This window comes from Stenotrophomonas sp. STEN038, assembly GCF_056759895.1.
On sequence record NZ_JBRRDW010000013.1, the window covers coordinates 1 to 13694 of the forward strand.

Consider the following 13694-nt stretch of genomic DNA (forward strand, 5'->3'; position numbering starts at 1 on the left):
GGCGCGGCTGTCTGTCGCGCTCCGGGGGCGCGCGGCCGTGCCCCCCCACCCCCCGCGCCCCCCCGGGCCCCCCCACTACCCTTGAATCACGCACGGGGCCAAAACATTGCCGATTCCGGCAGCTCAGCCGCCGAACCCTGCCTCCATGACCTGTGGCCCAGCCCCGCGCAGTTGGCGGCTGCTACCCTTGCCCGGTTCTCTTTCACCGGTGCCGAATGATGCCCAAGCTGCTGCCCCTGTCCCTGCTGTTGTTGACCGCTTTCGGCAACGCCCATGCCGCGCCCACGCCGATCACCATCGAGCAGGCAATGGCCAACCCGGACTGGATCGGGCCGCCGGTGGAATCGGCCTGGTGGTCGTGGAACGGCCAGCAGGTCGAATACACGCTCAAGCGCCAGGGCAGCGCGGTGCGCGACAGCTTCCGTCTGCCGCTGGCCGGCGGCGTCGCCCAGCAGGTCGCCGATGACCAGCGCGGCACCCTCGATGCCGCCGACCGCGTCTATGACAGCAGCCGCCAGCGCATGGCCTTCGTCCGCAATGGCGACGTGTTCGTGCGCGACCTGCGCAGCGGTGCGTTGACCCAGCTGACCCGCAGCAACGAGCGCGCCAGCGGCGTCAATTTCGCCAGCGATGGCGGCGTGATCTGGGAAGTGGGCAACAACTGGTTCCACTGGAATCCGCGCAACAACATCACCAGCCAGGTCGCCCAGCTGAAGGCCGACAAGAACCCGGCCGACGCGCCCAAGGCCGACGTGCTGCGCGACCAGCAGATGCGCACCCTGTCCACGCTGCGTACTGATCGCGCCCAGCGCGAGGAACTGCGCGAGCAGGGCGAGCGTTGGCGCCAGGCTGACCCGACCCGCGCACCGGCACCGATTTTCCTCGGCGCCGATGTCGAGATCGTCGACAGCTCGCTGTCACCCGATGCCCGCCACCTGATCGTAGTGACCAAGCCCAAAGGCTACGACGAAGGCCGCGGCGGCAAGATGCCGCTGTACGTGACCGAGTCCGGTTACGAGGAAGCTGAAGACACCCGCACCCGCGTTGGCCGCAACAATCCCGAACCGCACGCGTTCTGGTTGGCCGATGCCGCCACCGGCAAGGTCGAGCCGCTGTCGCTGGACAACCTGCCCGGCATCGCTACCGATCCGCTGGCCGAGCTGCGCCGCAAGGCGGGCAAGGACGCGCTGAAGGGCAATCGTCCGCTGGAACTGATGAGCGACTTCATGGGCGGCGGCATCCGCTGGAATACCGACGGCAGCCAGGCTGCACTGATGCTGCGCGCCAACGACAACAAGGACCGCTGGATCGCCACCACCAGTGCCACCAGCCCACGCCTGGAAAGCCGTCACCGCCTGACCGACGGCGGCTGGATCAACTGGGGTTTCAATGATTACGGCTGGATGCCGGACGGCCGCACCCTGTGGCTGCTGTCCGAGGAATCCGGCTACTCGCACCTGTATACGCAGACCGGCAGCAGCAAGCCCAAGGCGATCACGTCCGGCAATTGGGAAACCTCGGCGCCGGTGGTCAGCGCCGACGGCAACAGTTTCTACTTCGTCTGCAACCAGAAGTGGCCGGGCGATTACGAAGTCTGCAACGTCAACGCCAACGGCGGTGCCGTACGGGAAGTGACCGCGCTGGATGGCGTGGAAGATTTCAGCCTGTCGCCGGATGGCCAGCAGCTGCTGGTGCGCTACTCCGCGGCCTACCTGCCGGCCCAGGTCGCGGTGCTGCCGGTCAGCGGTGGCGAAGCACGCAAGCTGACCGACACCCGCAGCGCCGAGTTCAAGGCCCGCGAGTGGGTGCAGCCACAGATGGTGCAGGTGCCATCCAAGCACGGCGCCGGCCATGTCTGGGCCAAGTACTACGGCCCGGAAAAGCTTGAACCGGGCAAGCAATACCCGATCGCCATGTTCGTGCACGGTGCCGGCTACCTGCAGAACGTGCATGCGCGTTATCCCACCTACTTCCGCGAGCAGATGTTCCACAACCTGCTGGTGCAGAAGGGTTACATCGTGCTGGACATGGACTACCGCGGCAGCGAAGGCTATGGCCGCAATTGGCGCACCGCCATCTACCGCAACATGGGCCATCCGGAGTTGAATGACTATCTGGACGGCTTGGATTGGCTGGTGGAAACCAAGCAGGGTGACCGCGCCCATGCCGGCATCTACGGCGGCTCCTACGGCGGCTTCATGACCTATATGGCGCTGTTCCGCTCGCCGGGTACGTTCAAGGCTGGTGCGGCGTTGCGCCCGGTTGGTGATTGGCACCAGTACAACCACGCCTATACCGCCAACATCCTCAACACCCCGGACATCGACCCGGAGGCTTACCGCATCTCCTCGCCGATCGAATATGCCGAAGGCCTGCAGGACAACCTGCTGATCGCGCACGGCATGATGGATGACAACGTGTTCTTCCAGGACTCGGTCAACATGACCCAGAAGTTGATCGAGCTGCACAAGGACAACTGGTCGATCGCGCCCTACCCGCTGGAGCGTCACAGCTATACGCGTGCCGATTCCTGGCTGGACCAGTACAAGCGCATCCTCAAGTTGTTCGAACAGGAACTGAAGTAAGCATCAACAAGGGCGCCGCGAGGCGCCCTTGTTGTTTGTGGGTGAGGCTTGCCCCCGCCCTTGCGCAACGCGCAGGGGAGGGCTGGGGAGGGGTGCTCTTGATCTTGATCTTGATCCCGCTCCTGCCTACGCAGCACCCCACCATCAGCCAAGCCTCCAGTACCATTCCCTCCACGGAGCCCTACCCGCTGGAAGCACATGCCCATCACCGAAGACCCCATCCGCATCGTCACCGCCGTCATCCTCGATCCGCAGCAACGCGTGCTGGTCGTGCGCAAACATGGCTCGGATACCTTCATCCAGCCCGGCGGCAAGCGCGAACCCGGCGAGGATGCACTGCAGACCCTGGCACGCGAACTGCACGAAGAACTAAGCGTGCAGATCGACAGCCGTAAAGCAGTAGCACTTGGCAGCTTCGAAGATATCGCGGTCAACGAACCCGGCCGCCGTGTGCAGAGCGAGTCCTTCCTGGTAAGCATCACCGGCACACCACAGGTTCAGGCTGAAATCGCCGAGCTGAGCTGGATTCCGCTACAGCCACCGCACGGCGTAAAGCTGGCACCACTGAGTGCGCTGCATGTATTGCCTGCAGCGTATGCCGCGCTCTTCCCCGCTGCGAAAGCTGGCTGATCCCAGCATTGTTCCATCTACACACCTGTAGCGAGCCATCGTGAATCCACCCCAGCTCCCGCCTACTCAGGCCATGCCCTCCGCAGCAGCCTCTTTCATCGCCGTCACCGCCAAACTCTCGCTGGTAATGGCTGCGTTGGCCATTGTCTGGAGCCTGCTGCAACTGCTGGCAGTGGCCCTGATGGGTCGCCTGGACATCCTTGGCGTCATGCAGAACGAAGGCCTGCCGATAACGCCAGGCATGCGCTGGCTCGGTGAGCACGCACTCTCGCTGAGCGTGCTCGGCCTGCTGCTGTCGATCGCATTTCTGGCAGTGTCGTGGGCCTTGCTCAAGCACCGCGAATGGGGCCGGATCGGCTTCATCGTCTTTCTGGTCTTGGTGGCCTTGGCCAACTTCGCCTCCATCCCACTTATACACGGCATGTTTGACGCCATGCAGGCAATGGTGCCTGCCGACTTCCTCAATTCGCCACAAGGCCTGGAAATGCGCGTGCAACTGCGCGTTGGCCTGTGGACTTCGCTGATCACCGGCGGCATTGCCGCCTTGGCACTGGCGGGGCTGCATGCGTGGCTGGTGATCAAGCTGCGTCACCCTGATGTTCGCGCCCTGTTTCGTTGATTCCCCTGGAGTTTGCATGTCCCTCCCACGTTACCTCTCCGCCCTCGCCGGCGGCCTGCTCGCGCTGAGCGCGCTGCCGGCCACTGCCGCCACCCTGAGCTGTGGCAGCTATACCGCAGAAGAGGGCTCGGCCCGCTTCGTGATTGAAAGCAACAGCCAGGCGTCGATGCGCTATGAAGGCTTGGCTCCCACCCAGTACGTGATCCGCCAGCAGGGCAACACCCTGCACGCCGCCGACGTATCCAATGGCTTCAGCACCGAATACAGCCTCAGCCGCGACGGCAAGCGCATCACCGGCAGCCTCGGCGACTACGTGCTTGATTCAAGCAGCAGCTGCAAGACCGCGCCCACGCCGGCGGCGAACAGCTGTCGTGCCGATATCGACGGCTGCATCGAGAACGCCAGCTCGGCAACGCCGCAGCAGCTGCGCCAGTGGTGCCAGGAAGACCTGCCCTTCGCCTGCGAACGCCTGCTGTCCAGCTACCGTGATGAAGCCCAGGCTGCACAACAGGCAACAACGCCGGACCCGGATCTGGAAGAGCCTGAGGTCTGCAAGGAAGGCACCCCGCAGTACAACGAAGCGGCATGCCTGGCCGCGGCCAAGGAAGTCCTCGGCATCGCCATGGCCAAGGCGCTGGCCGGCGCCTTGAGCAGCAACACCGCGGTCCTGCCCGAGCCGCGTTTGAATGAACTGCTGCAACTGTGCCGCAGCCATCCGGACGCAGGCTTCTGCAGCGAAGTCGCCGATGCGCACTGGGATGCCGGGCGCTACCTGCCCGCGCGCGACGCCCTGCAGCTGGCCTGCAAGGCTGGTGCCGACGAGATGACCTGCAAGCGCGCTCAAGGCCTGGCTGCACTGGGCGCTGCCGATCTTGATGTTGGCCCCGCCAGCAGCCTGCCCTGCGGCGACTACAAGGCCAGCACCGGGCTGATGGACGAGCTCGGTTTCGGCAACGATGGCCTGGTCACGATGGGCATGGGCAGCGAGCTGCGCGCACGCCTGCAGGACGGCGCCATCCATATCCGCCACGACAAGGGTGGCGACTTCGTGCTCAAGCCACTGCGCAACGGCGGCCTGCTCGGCATCGACAGCTGGAACCGCTATGCCGTCTACCAGCGCACTGGCGGCAGCAACCAGTGCAGCACGCCCAAGGTATTCGTCGAACTGCCGCTGCCGCAGGACTGCCCACTGGGCAGTGATCCGCAGGCCTGCTGCGACAGCGGCAAGCTGCAGGGCTGCAATACCCTTGGCCACCGCCATGCGCTGGCCGGCGACTGGCAGGCCGCCGCGCCGGCTTACCAGAAGCTGTGCCAGGCCGGCGTCCGCGTTGGCTGCGAGAATCTGCGCAGCGTCTACGAGAACACCGGTGATGAAGACATCCCGGGCAAGCTGTTGTCGATCTGCAAGCGCGACGGCAAGGGCACGCATGTGGCCTGCGATGTCTACGAGACCAGCAACTGGGCAATGCTTGGCCTGGGCGCGCAGTTGATGCGTGCCGCCGAAGACCTCGACAGCGAACAAGACGCCGACGCGCCGGCGATCCCAAGCAAGGGCAAATCGCTGCGCAAGTAAGCTTTAAGGCGCAGGCCGCAGCAGCAGCCTGCGCTACAGTACGCACATGAACGAATTCGACCGCGTACGCGACTATCTGACCGGCCTGCAGGACCGCATCTGCGCCGCCATCGAGCAGGCCGACGGCCAGGCCCGTTTCAACGAAGACCGCTGGCAGCGCGCCGAAGGCGGCGGTGGCCGCACCCGCATCCTGCGCGATGGCGCGGTGTTCGAGCAGGCCGGCATCGGCTTCTCCGACGTCGCCGGCACGCGTCTGCCACCCTCGGCCTCCGCCAACCGCCCGGAGCTCGCAGGAGCGTCCTGGCGCGCCTGTGGCGTGTCGCTGGTGTTCCACCCCAGCAACCCCTACCTGCCGACCACCCACGCCAACGTGCGCTACTTCCAGGCCGAGCTGGATGGCAAGACGGTGGCAGCCTGGTTCGGCGGCGGCTTCGACCTGACTCCGTTCTACCCGTTCGACGAAGACGTGCAGCATTGGCACACGGTTGCCCGTGAGCTGTGCGCGCCCTACGGCGCTGACCGCTACGCCGCGCACAAGCGCTGGTGCGATGAATATTTCTTCCTCAAGCACCGCAATGAAACGCGCGGCGTAGGCGGCCTGTTCTTCGACGACCTGCACGGCGACTTCGAAACCGACTTCAGTTACCTGCAGGCGGTTGGCGACGGCTTCCTCGATGCCTACCTGCCCATCGTCGAACGCCGCAAGGACACGCCATATGGCGAGCGCGAGCGCGAGTTCCAGCTGTACCGACGCGGCCGCTACGTCGAGTTCAATCTGGTCTACGACCGCGGCACCCTGTTCGGCCTGCAAAGCGGCGGCCGCAGCGAGAGCATCCTGATGAGCCTGCCACCGCGCGTGCGCTGGGAATACGGCTATACCCCCGACACCGGCAGCGACGAAGCGCGTCTGGCCGAATACCTGGTCCCGCGCGATTGGCTGTAGTGCCGAGCCATGCTCGGCAGGGGCTTTACCAACAACCTCACAATTGTGGGAGCGGCGTCAGCCGCGAAGCCAACAGCAATGAAATTGCAGCGATGCCTGCAATCGGATGTATCACGAGCTTCGCGGCTGACGCCGCTCCTACAAGCCTGGATTCCGGGTAACGCCTCATGCCGAGCATGGCTCGGCACTACATTTTGTCCTTCTTGAGGATGATGGTGATGTGGCCGTTGGTTTCCAGCAGTGCCAGGTCGACTTCATCCACATCATCGCAACCGGCATCGCGCATCGCCTTGGCGAAATCAGCCTTGCTTACCAGCTCGCGCTGCAGCACCTTTTGCAGCACATGGCCATGCCGCGCGAGCACCACCGGCTCGCCTTCAATCATCCGTTCCACGGCCGGGCTACGGGTGGTGATCCAGCCCACGAAGTAGTTCAAGCTGATCAGTGTCAACGCCAGCAGCAAGCCACCGCCCAACGACGTGTCCGGCCCGAGCAATGCGTTCTGCACGGCATTGCCCAACAACACCAGCAACAACATGTCGAACGGGGTGAACTGGCCCAACGTGCGCTTGCCCGCAACCCGCACCATCACCAGCACCACGACATAGACAATCACCGCGCGCAGGATGAACTCCCACCACGGCATCGCCAGTGCGAACAGGTCGGACATGACTCCCCTCCATCACTTGATGACCTCATCCTCGGCCAGTGCGGATAAAGATGGTGCGAGAAACTCGGGAGGAGCGCGATCTCGTCGAAATGGTTTCAAGTGATACAAAAAAGAAGCCCCGCCGACCAGGGGGGGGTCGACGGGGCCGGGGAGCGGGCATTTGGGGAGGAATCCCCGCTCCGAGATCTGCTCCAGGGGATGGGAGAGATCCGCGACAGACGTTGCGTCTGTCGCGGACTATATGAGCACTCTCAACCTTGATGGTTCGTGAAGATTCTGCCCCTCCTCCAAAATAATTAAGGACAGATTCATCTGAAAAAAACACCGGCATTTTCTAAATGCGATGTAACGCGACGCATTGTTTCATTTACTAAAACTTTTCAGTTAAGAAACTGGAAAACTAATGCGCTTCGTCCCAGTTTTCCCCTATTCCGGTGTCCACCACCAGCGGAACACGCAGGCTTGCGGCCGCTGCCATCCGTTGCTCAACTTCGGCACGCAAGGTGTCGATGAATGCGATGTCCGCCTCGAATACCAGTTCATCGTGCACCTGCAGGATCATCTTGGCCTTGTCGCTGTGCCCCTGCAGCCAACCGTCCACGCTGACCATCGCGCGTTTGATGATGTCCGCCGCGGTGCCCTGCATCGGTGCATTGATGGCGGCACGCTCGGCGCCGGCACGCAGGCCCTGGTTGCGGGCGTTGATGTCGTTCAAGTACAGGCGGCGACCGAACAGGGTCTCCACATAACCCTGCTCACGTGCCTGCACGCGCATGCGCTCCATGAAGTCGCGTACCGCGGGATAGCGGCTGAAATACAGCGCCACATAATCCTGCGCCTGGCCACGGTCGATGCCCAGGTTCTTGGCCAGGCCAAACGCGCTCATGCCGTACATCAGGCCGAAGTTGATCGCCTTGGCTGCGCGACGTTCGTTCGGCGTAACGTCGTCCAGCGCGCGACCGAATACTTCGGCAGCGGTGGCGCGGTGCACGTCGGCACCTTGTTCGAACGCACGCACCAGACCCGGATCTTCCGACAGGTGCGCCATGATCCGCAGCTCGATCTGCGAGTAATCGCAGGCCATCAGCTTGCGTCCCGGCGGTGCGACAAAGGCCTGGCGGATGCGACGGCCATCCTCGGTGCGCACCGGGATGTTTTGCAGGTTGGGGTCGGAGGACGACAAACGCCCGGTCGCAGCACCCGACTGGTGATAGCTGGTGTGCACGCGCCCGGTATCCGGGTTGACCATCTCCGGCAGCTTGTCGGTATAGGTGCTGCGCAGTTTGGTCAGCCCGCGATACTCGAGGATGACGCGCGGCAACTCGTGCTGCTCGGCAATCGCCTCCAGCGCTTCTTCGTTGGTGCTGGGCTGGCCCTTGGGCGTTTTCACCAGCGCGGGCAGTCCAAGTTCGTCGAACAGCACGGCCTGCAGCTGTTTCGGCGAATCCAGGTTGAATGTGTGGCCCGCCAGTTCGGTGGCCTTCTGCTGCGCGGCCAACATGCGTGCGGACAGATCGTTGCTCTGCCGCTTCAGTTCGGCCGCATCGATGCGCACGCCGTTGGCTTCGATGCGCGCAAGCACCGGCACCAGCGGCATTTCGATATCGCGATACACGCTTTCCAACGACGGCACCGCCGCCAGCTGCGGGCCAAGCACGCGGTGCAGGCGCAAGGTGATGTCAGCGTCCTCGGCGGCGTAGGCGCCGGCCTCGTCGATGCCGACCTGGGCGAATGAAATCTGCTTTGCACCCTTGCCCGCCACCTCCTCGAACTTGGTGGTGGTATAGCCAAGATAACGCTGCGCCAGCGAGTCCATGTCGTGGCGGGTCGCCGTGGAATTGAGCACGAAGCTTTCCAGCATGGTGTCGTCGGCGTAGCCCTGCACCTCGATGCCGTGGCGGCGCAGCACATGGATGTCGTACTTGCCGTGCTGGCCGAGCTTCTTCTTGCCAGCGTCTTCCAGCAGCGGCTTGAGCGCATCCAGCACCTGCTGCATCGGCAGCTGCGCCGGCGCACCCGGATAGATATGGCCGACCGGGATATACGCACCCTTGCCGACCTCTACCGCCAGGCTGATGCCGACCAGGTTGGCACGCATCGCGTCCAGCGCGTCGGTTTCGGTATCGAAGGCGAATTCGTCGGCAGCCTGCAGACGTTCCACCCAAGCCTGCAATTGTTCGGTGGTGAATACCGTTTCGTATTCACCCTTTTCCGCCATCGCAGGATCAAGGCCAACAACCGGCTCACTATCTGCTGCCTTGGCGTAACCGGCGGCAGTGCCGCGCAGGCTGGGCTTGCTGTCGGCAGCGACGTCCGGCGCGGCAACCTCGCCCAGCTCACGCAACGCCTGGGTGAAGCCGTAGCGCGCGTACAGGCCGCGCAGTGACTCCACGTCCTGCTCGCGCAGCTGCAGGTCGCGCGGCCCCTGTTCCAGCGGCACATCGGTGCGGATGGTGACCAGATCGCGGTTCAAGGGCAGGCGCGGCAGCGCAGCGCGCAGGTTCTCGCCGATCTTGCCCTTCATGCTCGGGGCGGCGGCGATCACACCATCGAGATCGTTGTACTCGGCCAGCCACTTGGCGGCGGTCTTGGGGCCGCACTTCTCCACGCCCGGCACGTTGTCGACGGTGTCGCCCATCAAGGCGAGGTAGTCGACGATCTGCTCGGCATGCACGCCGAATTTTTCCATCACTGCCGCGTCCGAATCGGTGCGACTGCCGGTCATGGTATTGACCAGCGCCACGCCCGGACGCACCAGCTGGGCAAAATCCTTGTCGCCGGTGGAGATGGTGACCTCCAGTCCATCCGCAGCGGCGGCCAGCGCCAGCGTACCGATCACGTCATCGGCTTCCACGCCGTCAACGCGCAGGATGTCGATGCCCAGCGCCTGCACGATGTCGCACATCGGCTGCACCTGCGAGCGCAGGTCGTCGGGCATCGGCGGACGGTTGGCCTTGTACTCGGCATACATGTCGTCGCGGAAGGTCTTGCCCGGCGCATCGACCACGAAGGCGACGTACTCGGGCTTCTCTTTCAGCGTGGAACGCAGCATGTTGACCACGCCAAACAGCGCGCCGGTCGGCTCGCCATTGGCGTTGGTCAGTGGCGGGAGCGCGTGGAACGCGCGGTACAGGTAACTGGAACCGTCTATAAGGACTAATCTGCTCATGCGCTGATTCTACGCGGCGGACCGTTGCCGCATGTGGACAGGCATAATCGGCCCATTCCCACCGAAGGAAGTGACTCCATGAAATCCTTGCTGTTGATCCCCCTGCTGGCCCTGGCCGGCTGCGCCACCCTCGGCGCTGGCTCGCCACCGGTAGATGTCAAAGGCGCGGATGTCACGCGCAAGGCGATGGACAACGGCGACACCATCGAGGAATACCGCGTCGGCGGCACCCTGCGCATGGTCAAGGTGACCCCGGCCCGTGGCGCCCCGTTCTACATGTACGACCGCGATGGCGACGGCCGCATGGACAGCGACAAGGACGGCACCAAGCCGGTGTATTGGAAGCTGTATAGCTGGTGATCTTCTACCCCCTCCCTTGCGCGAAGCGCAGGGGAGGGTTGGGGAGGGGTGCTTTTGGCGACCAAGCCTGAAGGCCAACACGCCCGTTCACCCGATAAGACAAAGCCCTCGATTCGAGGGCTTTGTTGATTCTGGGTTCTGGTTTCTTTGGGGCCACGGCGAGAAGCACCCCTCCCCAGCCCTCCCCTTCGCTGCGCGAAAGGGAGGGGGCGCAAAGCCCTCAGCGGATCACCAGCACCGGGACCGTGCTGCGCGCCAGCACTTCGGAGGTCTGGCTGCCCAGCAGTACCCGGGTGACGCCACGGCGGCCGTGCGAGGTCATCACCACCAGGTCGCTGTTGCAGGCCTTGGCGGTGTCGATGATGCCGTCGGCGGCGTAGCGGTCCAGCACGTGGTGGGTCTGCACGTCGGCCACATCGGCCGCGTGAGCGGCTGCCAGCGCCGGCTGCAGGATCTTCTGCGCGGCTTCCTCGCGGTCCTTCTTGTACTCCGGGCTGGCCTCGTAGCCGGCACTCCAGCCCATGGCGTCGTACATGCCCACCGCCCACGGCTCGGAAACCGTGACGATGTCGGCATGCGCGCCCAGCTGCGCGGCCAACTCCAGACCCTTGGCCAGGCCCTTGGCGGAAAGCTCGGAACCGTCGGTGGCGATCAGGATGCGCTTGTACATGGCAGTTCTCCTTGCAGGAAAGGGGTGGTGACACCATTGCACACCCGATGTTGCCCCCATGCCTTGCGCAAGATCAAACCGGGCCGATCAGGCGCTGACCCATACCTCCCAGTGTGGTCCGCCCAACGGCCAGCACAAGCAGCCTACCTGTAGTGCCGAGCCATGCTCGGCAGCTCTCCACACAGACAACGGGCACCGGCAAACCCTTGGCACCCATCAACCAATCAAATCACCGTCAGATTCGCATACGCCATCACCAGCCACTTACTGCCAGCGTCGGCGAACTCGACCTGCACGCGTGCGTGCTGACCGTTGCCTTCGTAGTCGGTGACCATGCCTTCGCCGAACTTCGGATGATTGACCAACGCACCTAGCTTGATCGGCGGCTTTTCGATGTTGGCGTGGCCACCCATCGACCGGCTTGCACCAAGCGAGGCCGGGCGCGAGACCTGCACCTTGGGGCGCACTTCGTTGAGCAGCTCGCGCGGGATCTCGCGCAGGAAACGTGACGGCAGGCTGTAGTTGTCCTGACCGTGGATGCGGCGTGATTCAGCATAGCCCAGCACCAGCTTCTGTCGCGCGCGGGTGATGCCGACATAAGCCAGACGGCGCTCCTCTTCCAGACGCCCGCTTTCTTCCAGCGAGCGTGCGCTCGGGAACAGGCCTTCTTCCATGCCAGCGAGGAACACCAGCGGGAACTCCAGGCCCTTGGCCGAGTGCAACGTCATCAGCTGCACCCCCTCTTCGCCCGCCTGTGCCTGGCCTTCGCCGGCCTCCAGCGAGGCATAGGACAGGAAGGCGACCAGCTCACTCATATCCTCGGCGCCTTCTTCGATATCGTCTTCGCGACGCACGAAGCGCGAGGCCACCGAGATCAGTTCGTCGAGGTTGTCGGTTCGCGATTCCGAATCCAGCGCGTTGCGGCTTTCCTTGCCCCAGTGCTCACGCAATGCCGAACGCGACAGTACATGGTCGATGCGCTCGGACAGGTCCATCTCGCCAGTTTCGCCGGTCAGTTGGCTCACCAGATTGATGAAACCGGTCAGCGCATTCTTCGCGCGCGAGGTCAGGTCAGTGCCTTGTGTGGCCAACATCGAGGCCTCCCACAACGGGATAGCCTGCTGCCGCGCAATACGCCGCACTTCGTCCAGGGTGCGCTCGCCGATACCGCGCGTCGGCGTGTTCACCGCGCGCTCGAACGCCGCATCGTCGTTGCGATTGGTCATCAAGCGCAGGTAAGCCAGCGCGTCCTTGATTTCGGCACGCTCGAAGAAGCGCATGCCTCCATATACGCGGTACGGCACCTGCTCACTGAGCAGGGCTTCTTCGAAGGCACGCGACTGGGCGTTGCTGCGATAGAGCACAGCGACATCGCCATAGCTGCCACCATCGCGCACCCACTGCCGCGCACGCTCGACCAGGTAACGCGCCTCGTCCATTTCGTTGTAGGCGGCGAACAGGTCGATCGGATCACCGTCGCCGCTATCGGTCCACAACTCCTTGCCGATGCGGTCCGGGTTGTGCGCGATCACCGCATTGGCAGCGCCAAGGATATTGGCGGTGGAACGGTAGTTCTGCTCCAGGCGAATGGTCTGCGCGCCCGGGAAATCCTTGAGGAAGCGCTGCACGTTCTCGACCTTGGCACCGCGCCAGCCATAGATGGCCTGGTCATCGTCACCGACCACGAACACATGCGCGCTGTCGCCGGCCAGCACGCGCACGAAGGCATACTGGATGGCGTTGGTGTCCTGGAACTCGTCGACCAGGATCTCGCGGAAGCGGGCGCGGTAATGCGCCAGCAGCGCCGGGTTGTCGCGCAGTAGCTCATGCGCACGCAACAGCAGCTCGGCGAAGTCGACCAGACCGGCACGGTCACAGCGCTCCTGGTAGGCCGCATAGGCCTGGCGCAGGGTTTCGCCCCACTGGTCATGCGGTTCGGGCTGGATGTGCTGTGGGCGGCGGCCTTCATCCTTCTGCGTGTTGATCCACCACATCACCTGCTTGGGCGGGTACTTGCTGTCATCCAACTCAAGCTGCTGCACCACGCGCTTGATCATGCGCAGCTGATCGTCCGAATCCATCACCTGGAAGGCTTCGGGCAGCTTGGCATCGGCCCAGTGCAGGCGCAGCAGGCGATGGGCCAGGCCGTGGAAGGTACCGATCCACATGCCGCGGCTGCCCTTGCTCAGCTGCAGGTCGATGCGGTGGCGCATTTCGCCGGCCGCCTTGTTGGTGAAGGTGACCGCGAAAATGCCGTGCGCAGGCACGCCACAGACTTCGGTGAGCCAGGCGATGCGATGGATAAGCACGCGCGTCTTGCCGGAACCGGCGCCGGCAAGAATCAGGTGGTGACCAAGAGGCGCGGAAACGGCCTCGCGCTGGGCTGCGTTCAGCCCGTCGAGCAAGTGGGAGACATCCATGCCGCCATTTTACGGGAAGCGGAGCAAGGCTTCCTGCAACACTGAACCCCGCCCT

The 13694-nt window shown here is 64.0% G+C and carries 10 protein-coding genes; 6 read left to right on the top strand and 4 right to left on the bottom strand.

The window, feature by feature from the left end:
- Positions 1–218: 218 nt before the first annotated feature.
- From ACVOLS_RS07455 to hemF, 5 genes are all read left to right on the top strand, one after another.
- Entirely contained in the window at positions 219–2585 is a 2367-nt protein-coding gene (locus ACVOLS_RS07455; protein ID WP_481545088.1) for a S9 family peptidase, read from the top strand.
- Between the two features lie 198 nt (positions 2586–2783).
- Entirely contained in the window at positions 2784–3215 is a 432-nt protein-coding gene (locus ACVOLS_RS07460) for an NUDIX hydrolase (RefSeq protein WP_481545089.1), read from the top strand.
- 73 nt (positions 3216–3288) lie between these two features.
- A complete protein-coding gene (locus ACVOLS_RS07465) occupies positions 3289–3834 on the top strand; it encodes a hypothetical protein (protein WP_481545090.1) in 546 nt (181 codons plus the stop codon).
- A 16-nt stretch (positions 3835–3850) separates the two neighbouring features.
- Entirely contained in the window at positions 3851–5407 is a 1557-nt protein-coding gene (locus ACVOLS_RS07470) for a hypothetical protein (RefSeq protein WP_481545091.1), read from the top strand.
- Positions 5408–5453: 46 nt separating this feature from the next.
- Positions 5454–6350 carry an oxygen-dependent coproporphyrinogen oxidase gene (hemF, locus tag ACVOLS_RS07475; RefSeq protein WP_481545092.1) on the top strand — a complete coding sequence of 299 codons (897 nt, stop codon included), beginning with the start codon at positions 5454–5456 and terminating at the stop codon, positions 6348–6350.
- A 187-nt stretch (positions 6351–6537) separates the two neighbouring features.
- On the opposite strand, the gene ACVOLS_RS07480 is transcribed toward hemF, so the two are convergent.
- Both ACVOLS_RS07480 and polA read right to left on the bottom strand, forming a co-directional pair.
- Complete coding sequence (locus ACVOLS_RS07480; protein WP_481545093.1) at positions 6538–7020, bottom strand: DUF421 domain-containing protein; 483 nt, start codon at positions 7018–7020, stop codon at positions 6538–6540.
- Positions 7021–7420: 400 nt separating this feature from the next.
- Positions 7421–10189, bottom strand: a complete 2769-nt coding sequence (gene polA, locus ACVOLS_RS07485; protein ID WP_481545094.1) for a DNA polymerase I — start codon at positions 10187–10189, stop codon at positions 7421–7423.
- A gap of 78 nt (positions 10190–10267) precedes the next feature.
- Between polA and ACVOLS_RS07490 the strand changes: the two genes are divergently transcribed.
- The gene (locus tag ACVOLS_RS07490; RefSeq protein ID WP_313174142.1) at positions 10268–10549 is read left to right on the top strand and encodes a DUF2782 domain-containing protein; all 282 of its coding nucleotides are present in this window, start codon (positions 10268–10270) and stop codon (positions 10547–10549) included.
- Positions 10550–10769: 220 nt separating this feature from the next.
- On the opposite strand, the gene ACVOLS_RS07495 is transcribed toward ACVOLS_RS07490, so the two are convergent.
- The gene (locus tag ACVOLS_RS07495; RefSeq protein ID WP_282270134.1) at positions 10770–11219 is read right to left on the bottom strand and encodes a universal stress protein; all 450 of its coding nucleotides are present in this window, start codon (positions 11217–11219) and stop codon (positions 10770–10772) included.
- Between the two features lie 224 nt (positions 11220–11443).
- Positions 11444–13639, bottom strand: a complete 2196-nt coding sequence (gene uvrD / locus ACVOLS_RS07500) for a DNA helicase II (RefSeq protein WP_481545095.1) — start codon at positions 13637–13639, stop codon at positions 11444–11446.
- Between the last annotated feature and the right edge of the window lie 55 nt (positions 13640–13694).